Here is a 22,155-nt window from a genome sequence, read left to right as displayed (position 1 = left end):
CATTTCCAATCCTTATTTGTTCATTTGCGGTGAATTTGGTTACGGACAAAAATACTGCTCTATACCCCAAGATAATGCCGTTGTTCATAAGAATTCATGCTGTGATTGCAGCAATACGTCCGCGATTGTAGCGCTGAACAACAATAATGGGAAGGTTGAATACAAAGGCATACAAAATCATTACCCAGCCCGCCCATAACGGGTTCCATAAGAAAAACAACGGAGCGGGCAGAATGGAGAGCCAATGTGTCAACTCCGCGCGTTTTGTTTCCGCAGCAAAAATTTTTAAGTCACTTAATCTGTTGCTATGCAATCCCTTTTTACTGTACCCTTTTTTAAGAAAAATCGTGCCATCTATAAGAAAACCTTTCCATGTTTTCACCCGAAATAATCGTTGCCACAACTCTCCTGACTTTTCCCAAGAGAAAATTTGAAACAAGAGGCGATCTTTCAGAAAAAATGCTAAAGGCAGTCGCATACAAATCGCAGAAATGAACAGATGAAAAAATGTCCATGCAATAACATTAATGAAAATGACCCACATGACGGGTAATGAAACAATCGGCATGGCAATTCTCCTAAAATAATTCTTTATTTCCTATCCATGTCACAACGAGTGCAGTGTTTACAACAGCCACTTTCTAAACTTCTTTACTATATTCATATTTCTATCCGTGTACGGCGGAAATTTGTCTTGAACATGCAAGTAATGATGTGCTTTATAATTTGTCTTGTCATAGCTGAAGGCTAAAAAACCCGCTTTGCCATGATAGGAGCCGTATCCGCTTCGCCCAACACCGCCAAAAGCGACGTGAGGATTTGCGGCGTGATGAATCACTTGATTGACACTGGTCGTTGGTGATTGCATGTATTGCTTGAATAAACGAATATGATGCTTGTTTTTACTAAAGATATACCCTGTCAGAGCATCACGTTGAATAATCTGCTTCGATAATAATGTAGTAAAGTCTGTATATGGGATGACAGGAAGGACCGGCCCAAAAATCTCTTCTTGCAGGATGGAACTTCCTTGCCTCATGTCTGTAACCACTGTTGGTTCAATGAACAAATCATCTTCATCATATGCACCACCATGCCATACATCGCCTTGTTCGATGAAATGAACCACTTTTTGAAAATGGGCATCGTTACAAATTCTCCCATAATCATTGCTGTCCTCAGTTTGATCTCCATAGAAAGTTGAAAGCGTCGATGAAATTTCAGATAATGTTTGTTCATAAATAGATTCATGGACAAAAAGTGTGTCCGGCGCAATACAGGTCTGTCCCGCGTTAAGAAATTTACCCCAGACAATTTCCTGGATTGCCGCTTTTGAAAAGCCTGTCTCATCTATGACACAGGGATTTTTTCCGCCGAGTTCCAGTATTACCGGTGTGAGCTGGTGGGCGGCCTGCTGTGCTACGGCTTTTCCTGTCTGCTGGCTGCCTGTAAAAAAAATCAGATCAAAAGGTGAGGAAGTCAAGAACTTGGCGGTATGTGCATCCCCAGTAACTACGACCAGCTGTTTGGGAGAAAACACTTGATTGATCGTCTTTTCCAGCAGTTCGCTTGTTGCCGGTGCATGTTCCGATGGTTTGATCACACAGCTGTTTCCGCCCGCTATCGCACTAATAGCAGGCATGAGTGCGAGCTGGAGCGGATAATTCCACGAGCTGATGATCAATACACTGCCGTATGGGTTCCTCATCTTTTGGATCGCTTCCACGTATCCGAATTTTATATGACGGGAGCGGACAGGTCGGGCCCATTTTTCTAAATGCTTGCATACATAATCAATTTCATTCAATAAGACTGCGATTTCAAAAGAAAAAGCTTCGAATGCCGGCCTTCCCATATCTGAATAGAGAGCTTGAATAAATGCTGCTTCATGTTCTATAAGAATGGTTTTTAGTTGCAAAAGCTTTTTCTTTCGAATGTCTACCGAAGGAATGGCGCTGGTGCGTAAGTCCTCTCGCTGCCTTTCTAGTAATCCCTTTAAACTTGAACCGTCATTGTCTGCCATGGTGCGTATCCCTCTGAGCAATTTTATCTCCTACCTGCTGACCGCTTAATGTAACCATTGGCATTCCTCCTCCCGGGTTTACAGTTCCACCGACAAAATACAGATTGTTATAGCGTTCACTCTGCTTCGGATGCTTAAAGCCTTTATTTTTCTTGCGATCTGATAGTGTCCCGTAAATGGAACCGTGGTCAGAACCATAGACACGTTTAATATCTTCTGGTGTCCATATATCCTTTGTCACAATGTTATCCCGTAAATCATCCAGCCCCATTTTTTCCAATTTGATGAGTACGCTCTCTGCGAATTGATCATAGTCTTGCTGGGTTAAAGGTTTATCCTTGATATAGGGAATGTGGGGTAGTACTTTTAAATTTTCGTATCCTGCAGGTGCCTGTGCCGGATCTGTTTTATTGACATTCACCAAATAAATAACAGGGTCATCCGGCAGTTGATGACGATGGAATATTTTATCCATTTGCTTCTTCATATTTTTTGCGAAGAAGAAATTGTGATGATGGAGCTGTGGATAGCTTTTTTTAACTCCCAAATGCATAACAAGGCCGGAACTGGAGGGCTCGAATTTCTTTTTTAATTTTTTTACATAACGCTTATTTTCCTGGAGTAATTGCTCGTAAGCTGGTATGACTTCCATATTAGCAATATAATAATCTGCGGTTCGTATTGTCCCATCTTCCAAAAGAGCGCCGGCTATTTCGCCTTTCTTTTTTTCAAGTCTGACAATTTTCTTTCCTGTATGAAATGTAACACCGATTTCTTCAGCCAGCTGTACCAGGCCTTTGGCGAGTAGATGCATCCCCCCGGGCACATACCATACGCCCTGGGCATGCTGCATGTAAATCATCATATTCAATACGGCTGGTGCATCGTAAGGGGAAGAACCAACGTATTTAATAAAATAGGAGAGCATGTCTCTTAATTGCTTATTACTTATTCGTTTATCTATGGCCTGATGCACTGTGGAAAATAAATCAAAGTTCCTCAAAGCACTTAGCGCGCCTGAATATTGGATGATTCCTTTCGTGTTATCAACGCCATGCTGAAAGTAAGTTTTCTCAGTCATATCATAAAGCTTTTTTGAATATGTAAGTAGCTTTTGATACTGACGCATATCCTTTTTTTTCAGGGTTGAGTTCTTCGCTTGCATCTCTTCTAAATCTTGATATAAATCAATTACATTGCCATTAGGGAAAAAAGAGCGCCATTGATGATCCAGCTTTTCAAGCGGGACATAGTCCTCCATTTTTTTTCCGCTGGCGGTAAAGAATTTTTCAAAGACCTTCGGCATCGTAAGAATGGATGGACCAAGGTCAAAACCAAAACCATCCTGCTCAAGCCGGTTTAATTTCCCCCCTATGTGATCGTTTTTTTCATATAGAGAGACATCATACCCTCTTTGCGCAAGTGAAATGGCAGCGGATAGGCCACCGAGTCCGCCTCCGATGATCAGTACGTTTTTATTTTTCAACATGTAACACACTACCTTTCTGTAAATCTAAGGCAGCAGCTGATAGAAGCTTTAATTCTGCCATTTTTCCTTGGGTAACATAGTTCCGTTTGGATAAACACTGGTATTCATTGTTTCGCACAACGTCTAGTATTCCCCTGTACACTTGGGCAGACAGGTAGACGGGTAAACGGCTGTCATCGTCAAAGTGGTTAATGTTGAATAAGAAATGACTATATAATGATTCAGCACGCGTGGCCATCTTTTCCCATAGGTTAATGAAGTTTACATTGATGGTACCCTTATGTAAATCATTCTGAGTATATTGAAAATGACTTAATTCATCTTTTGGAAGGTAGATGCGGTTTTTCTCATGAAAATCTTCTCCAATATCACGCAGGATATTCGTGATTTGCATGGCGATGCCAAGATCTATTGCTGATGAATGCAGATCAGCAGAAGATTCTGAAGCAATGACAGGCAGAAGCATCAAACCGACAGAACCAGCTACGTAATAACTGTATTTTTCCAGTTCTTGCATTGTTTTCGGGATATTAAAATCCACATCCATGGATTGTCCTGTTAACTGGTCGTAAAAAGGCTCGATATCCATATCATACTTAGTAAATACATATCTGAGCGCACGCCATAGTGGTTTATCCAATTCCGCATGATCCTTGAATAAATCCAACTCTTTTTCTAATTGTTTGAGTGCCTGACGCTTTTCCACGGGTGAATAATTTCCATCTACACAATCGTCTGCGGTCCTGCAAAAAGCATAGATTGCATACACGGCATTTGCTTTTTCAGAGGGGAGTTTTGAAAAAGCGTAATAAAAGCTTTTGGAATGCTTTTTTATTATCTTTTCACAATAATAAAAATCCGCTTGCCGTTGCTTTGTGTCCATAACAATTTCCTCCTGAACTATTCATACATAGTCGAATGGCTTGGCATGCTTTTATTTTTTTCCGATCTATTAAGGTTGTTTAATACCTATTTTATCCCAGGATATTGAGCAATAAACCTTAGAACGTTTGGCTGCTATTGATATAATGAATTCAACCAACATCGTTGTGGTAATATTACCCCTTGTTGGTAATAATTTTGTTATTGAAAAACATTATACAGCATATTTTATACTTGTACAATGTTATACTATAGTTAGAATATATCTTTAGAGGGCGGATATGATGGAGGAATTACAAGGTCGATATTATTATATTAAAGAAGTTGCTGGATTGACGGGTCTTTCTGAGCAGCTTATTCGTAAGTGGGAAAACCGATATCACGTTATACAACCGCAAAGGTTAGACAACGGGTATCGTCTGTATACATTTGATGATCTTTCAACTTTAAAAGAATTAAAAGCGTTGAGGGACCAGGGGAAATCCATGAAGCAAGCTATTCATAGTGTCGTAGCTGAAAAAAGCTCAACCTATACACTGAGATCAGTGGAGAAGAGCCCCAATGTTGAGAAGATGATTGAGAAAGGAACCATATACGATGAAAAAGGGTTAGAGTTTCTGTTGCAGCAATCCCATCATCAATATGGTCTTGATTTATTTTTACAAAACACTGTACAGCCTTTTCTGGAAGAGATTGGTGGTCTGTGGGAAAACGGCGAGTGGGATGAAAGCCAGGAAACAGTATCGAGCCTGGTCGTAAAAGATTTTCTAACGCAGATAGGCCGAAACTTCAATCATAACTTGGAAGCTCCACATGCTGTTGGTTTTTGCCTGCCTGGAGAATTACATGAAATCCCCTTGCAAATATTATTACTTCAATTGCAGGTGAAGGGATGGAGAACTACAAGAGTTGGAGCCTCCCCTAAATTCTCATCAATTGAAAGACTTATTGAACATATGCGGCCGCAGAAGGTCTTGTTTTCTGCATCAACCGGGATTCCTTTTCAACAGGATGAAAATCTGTTGGAAAAGCTTGATCAACTGGCCGAAAGGTATATGTACACTTCTTTTTATATTGGAGGAAGGGGTGTTTATAATTACAAGTCAATAGTGAACCTAAAACACATGGATATTTCCTTTACAATTGAGGATATTATTTCATAGTCTGTTAGCCATTTAAAAAAATGTCCAGGCTGTGGAAATGCTTTTTCTATTAAAAATTCAAAGGGGAAGCTCCTAATTAACAAGATTGCTTAGCGCTTCCCCGAATTATTCCAAAATACGAACGGGCGCAATTCTAAAGTAATGATTGTGCTCGTTATTTATGTATAGGGCCGATACCCTGGAACAATGAGGAAGTTATAAGGTAGTTCTTGAATTTTAAGTTAAGCCATAAAAAGGTGGATAATATAAAAAGATAATATATTTAATGATGAGTTAGTATTATTAAATTGTAAGGGAAGGGAGGAATTTCTATGGACTTGTATTATGAAGTTAATGGTAATGGTCATCCTGTGATTCTTCTGACAGGTGGTGCTGATGTACGGAACTGGACATTTGTTGCATCTCTTTTAGCAAAACACTACAAGGTCGTTGCTTTTGACGGACGTGGGACTGGAAAATCACCGTCCCCTTCAGAAGATATCAACCATGTTGAAGATTTGATTTCGCTGCTAAATCACCTGGGAATCGATCGAGCAACACTCATCGGTCACTCAATGGGTGGCCAAATTGCCACTGAATTTGCTCTAAATTATCCTGAAAGGGTTTCAAAACTTGTTTTGCTTGCGCCCGGATTATCCGGGTTTAGCTATTCAAAGGAATTTGAAGAGAATATGAAGACGATTCATGAGGCGGCTCCTGATATAGATAAGATGGTTGAGCTTTTGCTCAATGATTCATCGTATCGTGTTGTAACGAAGAGCCCTCACCGCAATTTGATGGTTCAAATGCTCCGACACCATATGAATCGAATGTTTGAATGGCCGGCTGTAAAATTGATTTGGCCACAACCACCGGCCATTGAAAGATTAGGAGATTTGAAGGCCAAAACATTATTGATCATTGGTAAGGAGGATTCACACGATAACCTTCGAGTTGCCAATTACTTTCGAAAGAACTCAGACGCCCGAGTCATAGAAATTCCGGGTGCTGACCACATGATTAATCTCACCCATCCGGAGAAGCTGTATCGTCAAATCACTGATTTTATGTGAGATGAGTAAGTTTAATTAATCAATATGGCGATATTCTGGAGTTATAAGTTTGGGGGAAGAAGTTACGATAAACTTTGATAAAACAGAAGGAGATATCGTGACAAAGTATTTTCGTCAGTGGCTGAAGTATTGAATAATTGTTTGTTTTATCTATAAGAGGTGGTGATGGTTTCTGATACAAAGCGGAAAGTAAATGGAAGTGGGCTGGCAATTGGCATTGGTTTAGGTGTGACTTTAGTGTTGTGTTGGATCATCTTGCCATCGGTATTTCGTTGGGGGCTTTGATAGGATTGCTTCTAGAGTATAGCTTTAAGCGGAAGGCAAATAAGGAATGACTAAAAACTTCAACTAAAGGGTGCTGATCCGGGATAAGGGCGGCACTTTTTTGCTGTATGAATGTGGACCAATTATTCGGATAGGAGTTTTAAATCTGTTCCGAAACCAGCATTGAAGTAGTTTTAAAGTGTCTGAGTTGACTTAATTATTCTGGATTGATAATATAAAAACCAATTATAGATAATAAGAGTCTTTAATATCTCCGATAAAAACAGGAGGGAATTATGAAGTATTCCAAAGCTACGAACTATGCATTACACACGATGGTGTACTTACTTACCTTACCCAGAGGAAATACGATAGGTGTTCAAAACTTGGCGGAAACACAAAACCTTTCACCAACCTATCTGTCAAAGATATTAACGAAACTTGCTAAAGGCGGATTGATTGAGTCAACACCTGGGGTTAAGGGAGGGTATAAGGTTTCTAAGCCCAGAAGTGAAATTTCATTTCTAGACGTCATAAAAGCAGTTGAGGGGGATTCCAATTTATTTAATTGCTCTATGGATCATAACGAAGGCTGCATGATTGAAAGTGTGATGACAGAGGCTGAAGAAAACATGAAAGACACCCTTGATCATAAATTTCTCATCGACATTGCCAATGAAATGGGTTAAATTTGAGATTTTAATTACGGTTAATTTCGCTAAAACAATATCTAGCTAAAAATTTTATTCCAATTATAGATATTATATATCTAACATATCGGAATTGAACAAGAAGATAAAGTTCGCGTTACAACATATAAAAAGGAGTATGAATATGGAAGATAACGTTTTTGAACAGTTGGCAAAAAAATATGATACAGAAGAACGAATGGAATTAGCTAAGATTATAGTTGACGAAGTAAAGCCAGAGTTGCGAAATAGTCAATCAAAATCTTTACTAGACTATGGGAGCGGAACAGGTCTAATTAGTTTAGAATTATCGGACTTAGTAGATTCTATTGTGTTGGTAGATTCATCAGAGCAAATGTTGGAGGTAGCAAAGGCTAAAATTTCTCAAAAGGGTATTACCAATTCAAAGGTACTTAAATCAGATTTCACTCAAGAGATTCCTGAACTTAAGGCAGACATCATTTTAATGTCTTTGGTCCTTCTTCATATTCCGGATACTAAGGTAATCTTGCAAATGTTGTTCAACGTTTTAAATCATGGCGGCAAGTTACTTATTGTTGATTTTGACAAAAACGATAAAATCAATCATCCAAAAGTTCATAATGGTTTTTCACATGAAGGCTTGGAAAAAATATTGTCCGAGGTTGGATTTAAATCCAATGAAATCAAAACATTCTATCATGGGAATCGAATTTTTATGAATCAAGATGCTTCCATGTTTATATCTAGTAGTGAAAAGTGATTTCTAAAGGATTTATATTCGAAAATGACATTGAGCCTCTTCATAACTGAACATCCAGAGAAGGAACTGTATTTCATGATACAATTGGAAAATAAGTTATCGAAAATACATGGAAGGGAAGGTATATCATGCCCAAACATAAGATCTATACAATGAGTGTTGCAAAAGTCTATCCCCATTATATTACGAAGGCGGAGAAAAAAGGACGTACGAAAGCAGAAGTCGATGAAATCATCCGTTGGCTGACAGGGTATAGCCAGGAAGAGTTGGAGGCGCAATTGGAAAAACAGACAGATTTTGAAACCTTCTTTGCGGAAGCTCCCCAACTGAATTCTTCACGGACTTTAATTAAAGGCGTGATCTGCGGTGTTCGAGTGGAAGACATCGAAGAACCAACCATGCAGGAAATTCGCTATATGGATAAGCTGATCGATGAGTTAGCAAAGGGAAAAGCGATGGAGAAGATTTTGAGGAAATAAGATGATAAACGTACCAATTAGACTAATCATGAAGTTATCAAAACATATATGAAACAAGTAAGCCTTGTACCAATCTGATTGATACAAGGTTTACTTGTGTGTAACTAATTCACCGAAACGATTGATTATAATGTCTGTAGCAAAATAAAATACACTGGTTATTACGAGGCCGTATTTGAGACAATTTGCTTAGAGGTGATCCCATGTTGAAAACTTTTGAAACAGATAGATTAATTTTACGTGAACGAATACTTGAGGATTTTAATGATTGTATTGAAATGGATCGTGAACCAGAAGTTGTGACTTATATTCCAGAACTTAAAAAAGTTGTGAATGGTACATCATCTAGTGAAAAAAAGCATCAGGAATTTGTTAAAAAAAGATTTGAGGTAGAATATCCAGAAGGAATGGGATACTGGACTATAGAGACAAAAGAGGTGCATAAACCATTTGTGGGGTGGGTGTTGTTAATTCCTCTTGATACATTTGGGCCGGAAGTCGAAATCGGGTGGAGGTTAAGACCAAGATATTGGGGAAAGGGTTATGCTACAGAAGCAGCAAATATGATTCTACAATATGCTGTTGAAAGTCTTAAATTAGAAGAGGTAATTGCTGAAATTCATAAAATGAATAAAGGGTCCATTAGAGTTGCTAAAAAGATCGGGATGGAGTACAAAAGGACAGAAGAGGTTAGTGACTACATTAGGTACACTTTTTTAGAACAAAGAAGATGAGAAACCTGATCAAGTGCCTGCAACTATGCTAATAATCAATATATTACATACTAGTGATTTTGGGTAAATAAAACAAAAGTTAACAAGATAAAGATGGCTTTTTATATGTTCATAATATCTTCATATTCCACATTAGAACGCAATTCTGAGGTAATGAATTGCGTTCTTTCCTTATGTTTAGGGGCATTTGATGGAGAAAAGTGAGTTTTGTGAAAAAACCAAAAAGCAGACATTTTGAAACTTGAATATCTTTAAATCGTATCCTATATAAACAGGTCATTTAATAGAGCAACTTCTGCGACAATAACAAAAATTTAAAATGATTGCTAAGAATCCGGATTGGTAATAAAGGTCATAATAGGGAGCATGTTTATGATAAAAAACCTAGGGGATTGGAAACATCCTGCAATATTGCTGTCTTCAATTGGGATTTCAAATATCGGTGATTTTATTTACTTAGTAGCTGTAAATATCATTGTCTTTCAGATTACTGGTTCAGCAGCTGCTGTTGCCGGACTTTGGATTATCGGACCATTAACGAACATTGTAACGAAGCTTTGGACTGGGAGTTTTATCGATTATCGAAGCAAGCGAAAAGTAATGATGGTAACGTACATAATTAGAGCGGTGTTCATTGGTATGATTCCGTTTGCGCCAAATATGGTGGTGATCTATGGGATTCTTGTTGTCTTAAAGATGGCGGATGCCTTTTTTAATCCATCATCAATGACATACGTTGCAATTCTTGTTCCAAAAGAAAAAAGAAAACGCTTCAACTCAATTCGTTCATTTATGACTTCTGGAGCGTTTATTATTGGGCCTGCAATTGGTGGTTCACTTATATTATTAACATCTATCGAAACGACATTATGGCTTAACGCAATATTCTTTGTGATCTCGGCTATTTTATTATTATTTCTTCCGGAAAAAGAAAATATTGATAAAAAAACTATTCCGAAATTGACAGTTTCGCAAGTACTTTATGACTTTACAATCGTTCGTGAGTTTATATCCAACAATAAATATGTATCTTTTATTTACCTTGGTTTTATTATGATTATGATTTTCTCCTTCGCCATGGATACACAAGAAGTTGTCTTTACACAACAAGTGATCGGACTTTCTGAATTTGATTACAGCTTATTAATTAGTATAACTGGAATCGGCTCTGTTGTTGGTGCCATTTTATTATCGGTGTTTTCGAATAAATTCTCACTTAGGTATATGATTACCATTGGTCTGATCATGATGACGATTGGTTATGTGATTTATGCATTTTCTTGGTCTTTTTCATCAATTGTGGTTGGGTTTGTAATCTTGGGCTTCTTTAACGTGTTTTTAAATGCGGGAATCATGACTTTCTATCAAAATAACGTCTCTGTTGAAATAATGGGGAGAGTCACAAGTATTTTTCAGTTAGTCCAAAGTTCTATCCAAATAATCTTTATTCTTGCTATTGGGGTCCTAGCAGATCTTGTTTCGTTACGACTTACAATCGCTACTTTGGCACTTGTGATGTTGCTTTCATCCTTTATCTTTTCAATTTTAGTCTTAAAGCCAAGTAAAAAATGTTTTTATCAAGAAGAAAACAACGAAAAAGGACATAATCTTAAACATCTATAAACATCAGACCTTCAATTTTCTCCATTTAATTAATGAAAGGATACGAAAGATTTTTGCATATATAATTAAGACAGGGCAGAGACTTAAATGCCCTGTCTTAATTATATAATCGGGTACAAAACAAAGGAAACTATGGGAAAACATCTCCCGAGTCGACAAGTTTGAAGATGGACTGGATAAAATCGAAAATTATGTGGAGCAGGCTCTTTACTGTTCCCGAATTGATTCATTTTCCAAAGACTATTTCATTACAGAGGTACAGTTGTGACTGCTAAACTAAAGTAGACAGTTTCCGCTAGATTAGAAGAAACACTTATTTACCCAAATATACCAGTAAAATATATAGTTCTCCCATTGTATGATATGTAAGATTATTATACAGACATCAATGGAGGGCGCAGAAAAGGTGGATAAGTGGGAAATGTATATGGAGATTCAACAGTTAATTAAGCAAGGGTTTAGTAAATCGAAGGTGGCGGAAAAGTTGGGGGTATCAAGATCAACGGTGTACCGCAACCTTCAGAAGTCTCCTTCGGAGATGGCCGAATGGGTAGAAAGTATAAAAACGAGAGAGAAAAAGTTAGATCCTTACAAAGCGTTAATTTTATCCTGGCTGAGAGAACATCCTGATATGTCGGCAGCACAAGTGCAAGATTGGTTACAGGAAAGGTATGAATCACTGGAGATTGGCGAGAGCACTGTTCGTGCTTACGTTAGAGAATTACGTACTGAATATAGAATAGAGAAAGAGACTCTACCACGGAATTATGAAGCTATTCCTGACCAGCCAATGGGAGAACAAATGCAGGTTGATTTTGGTCATACAAAACAAAGAACACCTGACAATCAAGGGGTGAAGCTAAGCTTTATCGCATTTGTTTTGTCTAACTCGAGATACAAATATAAAAAATGGTTAGACCGACCTTTCACTACCCAGGATGTGATGGAAGCACATGAAGATGCATTTCGGTGGTATGGCGGAATCCCAAGAGAAATCGTTTATGATCAGGATAATTTAATCGTGGTCAGTGAAAATGGCGGGGATCTTATCTTAACGAAAGAGTTTCAACATTATAAGGAAACCAGGCGTTTAAACCTTCGGGTTTGTAGAAAAGCTGACCCAGAAAGTAAAGGGAAAATTGAAAATGTGGTTGGCTTTATCAAGCATAACTTTGCGAGACATAGAGTGTTTCACAACATTGATTCCTGGAATGAGCAGGGTTGGCAGTGGCTAAACCGAACAGGGAACTATAAAATCCATAACACAACAAAAAAAAGACCGGTCGAAGTGTTCTCCTTGGAAAAGCAACACTTGAGACCAGTCACAGAAAAATTAACTATCAAAAGCAATTATGAAAATAGTATAACAAGAAGCGTCCATAAGGACAATACAATTCGTTATTTGTCGAATCGGTATTCTCTTCCACTTGGAACATTCCATAAATATGATACCGTCGGTATCAAGGAAACGGAAGATAAACAACTATTTATCTATATTACCGATACAGGAGAATTGATTGCAAAACACACTATCCCTGAAGGAAAAGGCCAATTAGTGAAGGATAGAAGCCATTCGCGCGATCGGACAAAAGGCATCAATGCATTTATGGATACGGTTGCGAAACGGTTTGAAGAGGTAGATTCCGCATACGACTATCTCAATATCATCCGGCAAAACTACCCTCGGTATATTAGAGATCAGCTGCAAATTATTTTAAAGCAGACAAAGGAGAACAATGGGGCAATCTTATCAGCAGCACTGAAAGAATGTGTGAAAAGAAATCTTTATAGTGCGACAGATTTTAGCGATATCGTTTCATACATCAAACGACAACGCCAAGCTGATGATACAGTAAACGATAACGCCCGGGCTGTATCATCAATAAATAAGATTTCAGGCTGGCTCATGGATACGGAAGCCCAAAAGAGAACAGTAAATGCCTATACTGAAATATTGGAGGGTGAGTCTAATTGAGTCAGCTGAATCAATTACAAGATTTGATGAAAACCCTCCGCCTGACCGAAACAGCTAACCATCTTCCTACACTCATAAGAGAAGCTGAGCAAAAGGACGCATCCTTTACTCAGTTTCTCCTGGATGTGGCAACCTATGAACAAAAGCGCAGAGAAGAAAAGCTATTAGAGAAACGGTTTAAATGGGCAACGTTCCCGTTTTTCAGCACTCTGGAAGAATACGATTTAAAAGAACAGAAAGCATTAAGTTCAAAGAAACTAAATCAGTTAAAGGACTTAACGTGGATGGAGCAGCTATATAATATTATTTTCCTTGGACCGCCAGGTGTCGGCAAAACCCACCTATCGATTGGGCTAGGCATTGAGGCTCTCAATCAAGGATATAAAGTGATTTTTACTACGATGGGTGACCTCATTCATGTATTAAAGACAGAAGAAATCACAAGGAAATCGAAAACGAGAATGAAGAGAATACGAGAAGCAGATCTAGTTATCATTGACGATTTAATGTTTATGGCAATGGACAAACAGGAATCCAATATGTTTTTTCATTTGATCAATGATCTGTACAATCAAACATCGATTATATTAACGTCCAATAAAGGCCCTAAAGAATGGGGTGAATTATTAGGAGATCAGGCAATTACAACCGCGATTCTAGATCGTATATTACATCGAGTGGAAATCATTCATTTAAATGAAGACAGTTGGCGAATGAAGCACCGAAAAACCATATTTGGGCAGCAAAGTGTTTCAAATTAACAAGCAGAAATTGTGTCATTTTACTTGACGGTCACAACAGTTAGGTAAAGCTATTAATAATGTGTGAAAAAATATGCTAAACCCTTTATTAATTAGCAAATTCGGTTTGAGATGGATAAGATTCAGCATACAGGTGAAGAAGGGGAAACTTCCGTGCAATTTCAGGAAGACCGCAAAGAAAAGCGGCTTTTAATTTAGGATACGGTAATCGGAATTAAGCCGGAAGATATTAGCCGAGTATTCGAAAAAGACATTACAGGACCCTACGAAAGAAGCAACAGTTTGTAGAAAACCAAAGGTAAGTTTTTAGGAGAAAACCTTTGCAAAGCAGATCATTTTATTTTCCTGAAAAATTTTCAGTTATGGAGACAGATAGATTGTTTCTAAAACAAGTACAATCAGCGGACGTTATACATACCTACCGGACCCTGAGGTAGTAAAATACATGGGTTTGGCCCCTTTCATATCCAAGAAAGAGACCCATGAAGAATTACAATGGTATGAGAGAATCTTGAGGGGAAATACAGGAATAAGAGGGGGAATAACCTTAAAGGGGTCAGAAAATGTTATGTGGATTTATAAATATAAGTAAGCAAAATTATCGCGCTGAGATTGGTTATGAGTTACATCGGGGTTTCTGGAACAAAGGAATTGCCACTCTAAAACTATTGGAAAAACATAATTTTGTTCGTGAAGGTCTACTAAGAAAATAGGAGCGAACAGCAGGCAAATTTGATGACTTATACATGTACTCATTACTACAAGAAGATTTTTTAGAAAAGAATAAATGAAGGTAACGAAGAAAAATGCTTTTTGTTTTCAGTCATTTATTACAACCACAGTCCATTTTTTGTCTTAATCCAGCTAAAGGGTAATATTGCGAAACAGTTATAAATTAGGCAAACTGCGAAAGTATTAAAAAGTAATCGGACGTGCGCTGTACGAAAAGTACTTCCTTCTAAATTGAGTCAGATTATTGAAGAAGGAGGGGGGGAATAAATATTTTATATAGTACCTTGCAATGGACAGTAGTGTGTGGTACATTTTCTTTGCAAGGTACTTTTATATTACAGTACTGTTTAATGAACAGTAGTTAAATGAGGTGAACATCCAATGAACATACAGTTTAAAAAAGGAGCATTAGAACTATGCGTACTGGCACTGCTATATAAGCAGGATCGTTATGGATATGAGATCGTTCAAAAAATTTCGGATCAGATAGTTATTTCTGAAGGCTCCGTATATCCATTGCTGAGGAGACTAAAAAAAGAGGGTTACTTGACGACTTATTTACAGGAGTCAAAAGAGGGTCCCTCTCGAAAATATTACAAGCTCACCGATCAAGGCAGAGACCATCTTCAAGTTCTTAACGAAGAGTGGAAGCAGTTTTCAGAAGGAGTAAATCAACTAATAAAGGAAGGAGATTTAAATGAATAAAAAACAATTCCTGACGAGTCTTGAAAAAGGACTGAAAAAGCTCTCTCACGAAGAGCGTGAGGATATTATGCACGATTTTGAAGAGCATTTTTCCATTGGCTTAACAGATGGCAAAACAGAAGAGCAAATTTCTGAATCTCTTGGATCACCAAAGCAGATATCCAAAGAACTGGTTGCAACTTCCCGTATCGAAAAAGTGGAGGCCACAGCAACTACGACTAATATTTTCCGTGCCGTATGGGCCGTTATAGGGTTAGGATTTTTTAATTTTGTAATCGTGTTTGGACCGTTTGTTGCATTACTGGCATTGGTATTTGCAGGATGGTGGACAGGGGTTGCATTTATTTCCTCCCCATTATTGCTCGTGTTTTCTGTAATCATTAATCCAGGAACGTTCGAATTTTTTGACCTGTTCTTCTCATTAATGCTTTGTGGAATTGGCTTGTTCATTGCAATGGGCATGTTATACGTGACAAAGGTACTGAAAAATCTATTTGTACGTTATTTAAAATACAACGTTTCACTTGTGAAGGGAGGTTTAGAGCATGACTAATACTAAAAAAATATCGATAATCGCTTTAGTTCTATTGGTGGTTGGTGCACTTGGGAGTTTAATTTCATTTCAATCATTAAATGATTCTGCTTCAGTTAGTGAAGAGAAAACATTTTCGGATAATAACATTACAGACATTGAAATCAGTGCAAATAACGACGAGGTGGAAATCATTTCTACTGAGGATTCAACGACAAAAGTGGAGCTGACTGGAACCAGTTCTGAGGAGATTGAAAATTATTTATCCGCCAATGTGGCAGGCAGCACATTATCGATCAAACTAAGGGATGAAAGAATGTTTGATATCTTTAATTTTGTTGGAACATCTTTAACGTTGAAAGTATATTTGCCTGAAAAAGTATATGATTCATTGCAGGTTGACATTGACAATGGAAGTTTTCAGGCTGAGCAGTTAAGCATAAACAATGTCAAAGCCGAAGCGGATAATGGCCATATTGAAATGAACAATATCGCAGCGACTATGTTAAATGTTGAGGCAGATAACGGAGTGATTTCTCTTGAAAATATCGAAGGCAAAATTAACGGCGAAGTAAACAACGGCGAAATTTATCTTAAAACAAATCACTTGGATCGTCCAATCACATTGGAGTCTGATAACGGAAATATTGAAATTGAAACGGATAAAGAGCCGACAAATGCAGTTTTGGATATCAAAACTGATAATGGCGAAGCGACTGTTTTCGGTAGTTCTAACTGGAACACCGTCACTGGTGATGGGGATAATCTAATAAAATTAACAACGAACAATGGGAATATTAACGTGGCAAAATAATTGATTATGAAAGGGGAAGAAGGTCTTGGAAATAACAGGAAAGGTGCGTTTGTGGAGGAAAACATTCTTTTTTCTGGCAGTGATTTTTGTATTAACTGTTGCTATACAAGTTTTTCTAGCCGGATTTGCTATTTTTGTGGATCCAGCTAAGTGGACTAAGCATACGAATTTTGTGAAAATCTTTGAATATGTACCAATTCTTATGCTGATTTTCAGCTTTCCGGGAAAGCTGACACCAAGCATGAAGTGGCAGAGTTTCGGGTTATTTACGCTAATTATTCTAATGTATGCTACTGCCAATATACCTCATGCGGGGGCATTTCATCCTGTAATCGCTCTGTTAATATTCTGGATGTCAATTGTAGTTAGTCAAAAGGCTTGGCGATCTGCATATAAAATGGAAGACGGACTTACTTCTCAGTAATAGGAGTTTAATAGACAGAACTGTTGTCATACTTCTTTCTTTATTATTATATGGCTCGATACCAATTAGTTAAATTAGAAAAAGACCAATCCTTCATTCAGGGTTTGGTCTTTTTCTGTGTTCTTTAATGGGAAAGGTTTTCGGTACTCCTATGCAGAACCGGAGATTGAGTTTTATTTCCGTCTTTCCACAAGTAACCTATGACGGCACCGATGAGCGACGGCAGAATCCAGCCAAGCCCGATATCGTACAGGGGCAGGTAGGAATAATAGAAATGGCTGATGGCTTCAAAGAATGAATTGGCAACGCCTGGGAGCGTCTTCACCAATGCATTATAGCCATCTATCATGCTTACTAAAAACGTCAAAATCATAGCGCCGGCATAGACCATGCGCTTATGTTTAAACAAACTTGAGCTGAGACCTAGTAAGATTAGAACGATAGCCAGTGGGTACAAGAACATAAGCACGGGTACGGCGTATTGAATAATATTCGTTAGTCCAAAGTTGGCGATCATAAACGACATCAACGATAGAATCAGTACGAATGTTTTGTAGCTGATTTTGGGATAGATCGTATGGAAAAATTCGCTGCAGGCGATGATTAATCCAATGCTCGTTTTTAAACATGCCAGTATAATAATAACTGCCAATAAGATCGAACCGGACACACCGAAATAATTTTGGGAAACAGCCGCAAAGATGAGTCCTCCATTTTCAAGTTTACCAACGCTTGAGACACTGGAGGCACCCATGTACGTAATTAATCCATAAATCAGCATCATTAGTCCCATTGCAAATAAGCCTGATTTCCAAGTCGTTTTTGCAATCGCCTTCGTATCGGTAATCCCCATTTTTTTAATGGCATGGATGACGACAATTCCGAATGCGAGCGCACCGAGGGCATCCATCGTGTTATATCCCTCTGTAAACCCTGTCATAAATGGCAGGGTTCCATAGTCGCCTGTCGGTTCTCCGAAACTGCCCATCGGTTTAGCTAAGGCTGTAATAATTAAAATAGATAAGAACAGTAAAAAAGAAGGGGTTAAGTATTTTCCGACGATATCCATAACTTTTGCAGAGTTCAGTGAGAGATAATAGACAATGGAAAAGAACAGGAAACTGAACAGGGCAAGCCACAGACTGCTCTGTTCGGGCTGAATAAACGGTTCAAAGCCGACTACAAAAGGGACAGTCGCTGTTCTTGGAATGGCGAAGAACGGCCCGATGGTTAAATAAAGAATGATAGAGAATATTATTCCAAATAAAGGGTGGACTCGGCTCGCTAAATCGTGTAATCCCTGGCTGCCCGACAATCCAATTGCCAGAATCCCCATAAATGGAAGACCGACGGCTGTCACAAGAAATCCAATTAACGCAGGCCAAAAGGAAGTTCCGGCGAGCTGTCCCAGATGAATAGGAAAGATCAAATTTCCTGCTCCGAAAAACAGCCCGAAGAGCATAGTCCCGATAGAGGCGTAGGTAAAGAATGATGTTTTCTGTTTCATATGCATGTCCCTCTCTTGCTGTATTTTTGTGCTCTCTGAAGGAATAAACGTTAATTCTATCAAGAATCTATGAAAGGGACAATATGTAAGTGGATTTATCGCACTGTTAATTTCATTATCACATGGATATCAATTCCATTAGGATTACAAGCAGGATTTAACCTGACTAACATAACTTTGCATCAGCTACATCTTCGCCTTAGATTAGCCTATAGGAACTGATTCCTTTACAACACTCGTAAATTATAAAAGGAGCCGAGATTGTCTGCGTCAATATTATATATGTGCTACAATTCATTTTTGGAATTGTGGCTTTTTCCAGTTTAGAAAAGTTGATGCTTTTACAGGAGTGGATAATATTGTTTGTTGGTAGAATTTTATTTTTATTAGGAATGGCTTTTGTTTTCTTTAGTACACTTGTATTCTTTATGATTCCTTTTGCAAATAGTTATGGGGATTTAACTCTTCCATTATTCGGTTTACTAAATGGATTTATGGCAATGGGTATTGGAGATATTGTGATAGATTTAAATCATAGGCGGAGAGTTGAAAGGATGGATAAAGGATAAATACTATCAATTTCAATAACGGGCGAGCTAATCGAATAATTGTGTACAATTAGAGGAGGATGATTATTGTTTTTATTTGTGGCAGGTCAAAGCAGCTTTAATACAGGAGATGCTATCGTTCAATTAATTTTATTTTTAGTGCTATTATCTGTTCCTGTATCTATAGTTTTCCTATTCGTAAGCTTCAGGAAACAGAGTAAGAAATCAAGGCAGTTGGAAGAAAGAGTTGATAAGCTGCTAGACAAAAACGACGAAAGTTCTTAAGGGCATATTCAAGGTACAAAAGAATTTCTGAAATCGGGATTGAAGGGGAGTACATATTGAAAAAACTGATTTTTTTATTGCTAATTCTCTTTTTAACTGCTTGTCAATCCGGTGATTCCAAGGCTTCAAATAATTCCAACGCCAATGGGGAGAAAGGAAATGATGAGAAAAAACCTACCATCACCTTAAGTCAAGGAAATAAAGAAATTACCGCCAAATTGGTAAAAGAATGTTGGGCAGAAAATTGTACAGAGCAATCGGCAATGTTTGAGGGGATTGATTTACTTGAAATAACAGATAATATTCACCCCGCAAATGTTGAAGCAGGTAAAGATATCTCAATAAAAGTAGATGGTCCAAAGCCGACAAAAATGGGTTATTTTGTTCAAGAAGTTGAACTTAACGGTACAGGAGCAAGCTTAGAAGATCATAGCCTTGAAGATAGTAAAATTCCACTTCACGAAGAAGGCGCAAAAAAACATTATTTACTGATAGCTAGTTGGTACAAAGGGGATGAGTTTATCGGATCCATTTCAAAGGCTTTTGTATTGAAAATAAATGAAAACCAATGATAAGTGGGTTAATTTATGGAACTCAATAAGCCAAGTGCCAACAATAAAAAGGTTGTTTTGATAATTGCTGGGACGATAATTACAACTTTTTTATTGGTTGATCTATCAGTTGTTCTATTGAACAAAGAATCGTTTGTTGCAAAATCACTTGCCTTGGCCTCTTTTGTGGGATTTATGTCTTATTATTCGGGGAAGAATAGTTTCCTATCCGGAAGTTATAAAAGGCTCATAATTTGAATAAGGTCCTCAAACTAAAACAGCTCTAACACAGAGCTGTTTTTAGTTCATTTTCTCTCCAGCATTCATTTCACAAATTTTAAATATCTCTTCTTTTCAATCACCTGCACATTCAATCTATGTTATTGCAGCTCAAACGGTTTTATTAACTTGAATTCAAATAATGAAGAAAAGGCCAGGGTCATTTCATAGATTCTGGATTACACTTTTTTGGAAGAAGGGAGACTTCTCCATTATAGGTATGGAATCTGAAAAAAGTCCGCATTTCCATAATCAGAGTACTTTAACATTTAATGTCCGCACTTCTGGAGTAGGATTGTGCCCTTTAATGATCTATAGGGCTCTTTTAAAAAGGTAAGGAATTTAGTAATGAAACTTAACAGGATAATATACGTCTTACTTATAAGAGGGGAGAGTATTATTATGAAGGTTAAGCATTTAATTTCTTTTGCAATAGTATTTTCTTTAGTGTTTCCCGATCCATCTTTCGCCACATCTTGGGCTTATCCTTTTGTGGTATGGGATGGATACATTTATGTAGTAAGTGATGAATACGTAACAGAAATAGATAGCGAAATTGGGCAAGTCACTAAGTATTCAGAAATGGAACAGTACTCCGGAAATTTCTCTAACGTGTATGAAAAAGGTACTAAATATTATTCTATCGAGAATACCAGCACAGAAGATACCGGCGACACCCAGATAAATGACCAAGAATCCACTTCTGAACATACAAATTCAAATGATGAAAAGTCATCGACATCCAATAAAGGTAACAGTGAAGCTGCTGAACTTAGTAAAGGAGAATATCTCGAGAAACTTAATAAAATGGAGGAGGCAGATAGATATGCAGAAGTTGTAGAAACAATGCCAGAAATGGTGGCACAAGAAAAGGAAAGGTATAAAAAATGGGATGAGGAATTGAACAAAATTTATGGTGTGTTGGAAGAACAGCTTCCTCCAGACCAGATGGATAAATTAAGAGAAAAGCAACGGGATTGGGTAGAACATAGAGATAAAGCCGCTAAAGAGGCATCACTGAAATATGAAGGTGGATCAACGGAAGAATTAGAATATGTGGCTACGCAAGCAAGTCTTACGAGAGAAAGATGTTATGAGTTAGTTGCAAGATATATGAAGTAATTTGAGATGCTTTTTTAGACGGAAGCACAATTGGTACTCCCCGTTAAATCAGGATATGCGCTATTAATTTTATGATAGTATTTAGGAAGCACTAGTGATCATATGTCAGTGTTGAGTGGAATGATATACTTAGACCATTATAAGTAAACATAGTAAGGAGGAAGTAACATGACAAAAGAGTTGTCACTGGAACAACGAGAAGAGTTACTTAGAGCATTGAAAGACCGTTTTGAGAAAAACATGCACCGCCATAAAGATCTTAAATGGGGTGAAGTTGAAGCAAAGCTCGAGGTTAATACTGAAAAGCTATGGTCGCTCAATGAAATGGAAACAACCAGCGGTGAACCGGATGTTGTGGGTTTTGATAAAAAGACGGACGAATACATTTTTTATGATTGTTCAGCGGAGAGTCCTAAAGGGCGCAGAAGTGTTTGTTACGACCGTGAAGCCCTGGAGTCTAGGAAAAAACACAAACCAGAGAATAACGCTATAGATATGGCAGCTGGAATGGGCATTGAACTTTTAACGGAGGAACAGTATCGGGAGCTGCAGGAAATGGATCATGTCGATAAGAAAACGTCGAGCTGGGTGCAAACACCTGCTGCTATTCGAAAACTTGGTGGAGCGATCTTTTGTGATCGTCGCTATGACACTGTCTTTGTGTACCACAATGGAGCAGAGTCTTACTATGCTGCAAGGGGTTTCCGTGGCTCACTAAGGGTTTAAATGCTTCAAATTCCTTCACTAACGGGCGCTCATCTCTAGTAAGATAAGCGCCTC

General features: G+C 38.0%; 23 protein-coding genes and 1 pseudogene. 19 read left to right on the top strand and 5 right to left on the bottom strand.

Annotated elements, in window-relative coordinates; all coding sequences use genetic code 11:
• Positions 1-94: 94 nt before the first annotated feature.
• Genes B5354_RS08950 through B5354_RS08935 form a run of 4 tightly spaced genes read right to left on the bottom strand, consistent with a single transcriptional unit; the run spans position 95 to position 4,395 of the window.
• A complete protein-coding gene (locus B5354_RS08950) occupies positions 95-568 on the bottom strand; it encodes a glycosyl-4,4'-diaponeurosporenoate acyltransferase CrtO family protein (RefSeq protein ID WP_079527965.1) in 474 nt (157 codons plus the stop codon).
• A 57-nt stretch (positions 569-625) separates the two neighbouring features.
• Positions 626-2,023, bottom strand: a complete 1,398-nt coding sequence (locus B5354_RS08945; RefSeq protein WP_079527963.1) for an aldehyde dehydrogenase family protein — start codon at positions 2,021-2,023, stop codon at positions 626-628.
• Entirely contained in the window at positions 2,010-3,512 is a 1,503-nt protein-coding gene (locus B5354_RS08940; RefSeq protein ID WP_079527961.1) for a phytoene desaturase family protein, read from the bottom strand. The genes B5354_RS08945 and B5354_RS08940 overlap by 14 nt, the downstream gene beginning before the upstream one ends.
• The gene (locus B5354_RS08935; RefSeq protein ID WP_176142449.1) at positions 3,499-4,395 is read right to left on the bottom strand and encodes a phytoene/squalene synthase family protein; all 897 of its coding nucleotides are present in this window, start codon (positions 4,393-4,395) and stop codon (positions 3,499-3,501) included. The genes B5354_RS08940 and B5354_RS08935 overlap by 14 nt, the downstream gene beginning before the upstream one ends.
• A gap of 283 nt (positions 4,396-4,678) precedes the next feature.
• Here B5354_RS08935 and B5354_RS08930 point away from each other — a divergent pair, with 283 nt between their 5' ends.
• From B5354_RS08930 to B5354_RS08865, 14 genes and pseudogenes are all read left to right on the top strand, one after another.
• Positions 4,679-5,557, top strand: coding sequence for a MerR family transcriptional regulator (locus tag B5354_RS08930; RefSeq protein WP_176142448.1), 879 nt, complete (start codon positions 4,679-4,681; stop codon positions 5,555-5,557).
• Positions 5,558-5,868: 311 nt separating this feature from the next.
• Positions 5,869-6,609, top strand: a complete 741-nt coding sequence (locus tag B5354_RS08925; RefSeq protein ID WP_079527955.1) for an alpha/beta fold hydrolase — start codon at positions 5,869-5,871, stop codon at positions 6,607-6,609.
• A gap of 560 nt (positions 6,610-7,169) precedes the next feature.
• Positions 7,170-7,562, top strand: a complete 393-nt coding sequence (locus B5354_RS08920; RefSeq protein WP_079527953.1) for an Rrf2 family transcriptional regulator — start codon at positions 7,170-7,172, stop codon at positions 7,560-7,562.
• A 145-nt stretch (positions 7,563-7,707) separates the two neighbouring features.
• Positions 7,708-8,304 carry a class I SAM-dependent methyltransferase gene (locus B5354_RS08915; RefSeq protein ID WP_079527951.1) on the top strand — a complete coding sequence of 199 codons (597 nt, stop codon included), beginning with the start codon at positions 7,708-7,710 and terminating at the stop codon, positions 8,302-8,304.
• A gap of 128 nt (positions 8,305-8,432) precedes the next feature.
• Positions 8,433-8,783: a DUF2200 domain-containing protein gene (locus B5354_RS08910; protein WP_079527949.1), complete on the top strand. Its 351-nt coding sequence runs from the start codon at positions 8,433-8,435 to the stop codon at positions 8,781-8,783.
• 203 nt (positions 8,784-8,986) lie between these two features.
• Positions 8,987-9,517: a GNAT family N-acetyltransferase gene (locus tag B5354_RS08905; RefSeq protein WP_079527947.1), complete on the top strand. Its 531-nt coding sequence runs from the start codon at positions 8,987-8,989 to the stop codon at positions 9,515-9,517.
• A 372-nt stretch (positions 9,518-9,889) separates the two neighbouring features.
• On the top strand, positions 9,890-11,140 hold the full coding sequence (locus B5354_RS08900; RefSeq protein WP_079527945.1) for an MFS transporter: 1,251 nt from the start codon (positions 9,890-9,892) through the stop codon (positions 11,138-11,140).
• Positions 11,141-11,285: 145 nt separating this feature from the next.
• Positions 11,286-11,405: pseudogene (locus B5354_RS20715) on the top strand (sensor histidine kinase); the annotation flags it as partial.
• Between the two features lie 141 nt (positions 11,406-11,546).
• The gene (istA, locus tag B5354_RS08895; RefSeq protein ID WP_079527943.1) at positions 11,547-13,115 is read left to right on the top strand and encodes an IS21 family transposase; all 1,569 of its coding nucleotides are present in this window, start codon (positions 11,547-11,549) and stop codon (positions 13,113-13,115) included.
• A gap of 26 nt (positions 13,116-13,141) precedes the next feature.
• Positions 13,142-13,876 (top strand): IS21-like element helper ATPase IstB, encoded by a 735-nt coding sequence (gene istB / locus B5354_RS08890; protein WP_425432124.1) that lies wholly within the window; start codon positions 13,142-13,144, stop codon positions 13,874-13,876.
• Positions 13,877-14,989: 1,113 nt separating this feature from the next.
• Positions 14,990-15,313, top strand: a complete 324-nt coding sequence (locus tag B5354_RS08880) for a PadR family transcriptional regulator (RefSeq protein WP_079527939.1) — start codon at positions 14,990-14,992, stop codon at positions 15,311-15,313.
• Positions 15,306-15,866: an HAAS signaling domain-containing protein gene (locus B5354_RS08875; protein ID WP_079527937.1), complete on the top strand. Its 561-nt coding sequence runs from the start codon at positions 15,306-15,308 to the stop codon at positions 15,864-15,866. The genes B5354_RS08880 and B5354_RS08875 overlap by 8 nt, the downstream gene beginning before the upstream one ends.
• Positions 15,859-16,659, top strand: coding sequence for a DUF4097 family beta strand repeat-containing protein (locus B5354_RS08870; RefSeq protein WP_079527935.1), 801 nt, complete (start codon positions 15,859-15,861; stop codon positions 16,657-16,659). Before B5354_RS08875 ends, B5354_RS08870 begins: the two co-directional genes overlap by 8 nt.
• A gap of 25 nt (positions 16,660-16,684) precedes the next feature.
• Positions 16,685-17,083: a DUF6220 domain-containing protein gene (locus B5354_RS08865; protein WP_176142447.1), complete on the top strand. Its 399-nt coding sequence runs from the start codon at positions 16,685-16,687 to the stop codon at positions 17,081-17,083.
• A 124-nt stretch (positions 17,084-17,207) separates the two neighbouring features.
• On the opposite strand, the gene brnQ is transcribed toward B5354_RS08865, so the two are convergent.
• A complete protein-coding gene (gene brnQ, locus B5354_RS08860) occupies positions 17,208-18,590 on the bottom strand; it encodes a branched-chain amino acid transport system II carrier protein (RefSeq protein WP_079527933.1) in 1,383 nt (460 codons plus the stop codon).
• Positions 18,591-18,949: 359 nt separating this feature from the next.
• Between brnQ and B5354_RS08855 the strand changes: the two genes are divergently transcribed.
• From B5354_RS08855 to B5354_RS08830, 5 genes are all read left to right on the top strand, one after another.
• Positions 18,950-19,159, top strand: a complete 210-nt coding sequence (locus B5354_RS08855) for a hypothetical protein (RefSeq protein WP_079527931.1) — start codon at positions 18,950-18,952, stop codon at positions 19,157-19,159.
• A gap of 66 nt (positions 19,160-19,225) precedes the next feature.
• Positions 19,226-19,423, top strand: coding sequence for a histidine kinase (locus B5354_RS08850; protein ID WP_079527929.1), 198 nt, complete (start codon positions 19,226-19,228; stop codon positions 19,421-19,423).
• Between the two features lie 56 nt (positions 19,424-19,479).
• Positions 19,480-19,995, top strand: coding sequence for a hypothetical protein (locus tag B5354_RS08845; protein ID WP_079527927.1), 516 nt, complete (start codon positions 19,480-19,482; stop codon positions 19,993-19,995).
• Positions 19,996-20,655: 660 nt separating this feature from the next.
• Entirely contained in the window at positions 20,656-21,375 is a 720-nt protein-coding gene (locus B5354_RS08835; RefSeq protein ID WP_245804744.1) for a lysozyme inhibitor LprI family protein, read from the top strand.
• Between the two features lie 168 nt (positions 21,376-21,543).
• A complete protein-coding gene (locus B5354_RS08830; RefSeq protein ID WP_079527921.1) occupies positions 21,544-22,101 on the top strand; it encodes a DUF4256 domain-containing protein in 558 nt (185 codons plus the stop codon).
• Positions 22,102-22,155: the final 54 nt, after the last annotated feature.

The organism is Halobacillus hunanensis (assembly GCF_900166655.1).
Classification (GTDB): Bacteria; Bacillota; Bacilli; order Bacillales; family Halobacillaceae; genus Halobacillus_A; species Halobacillus_A hunanensis.
The sequence above is the reverse complement of the archived record's forward strand: the minus strand, read 5'-3'. Positions and strand labels throughout refer to the sequence as shown.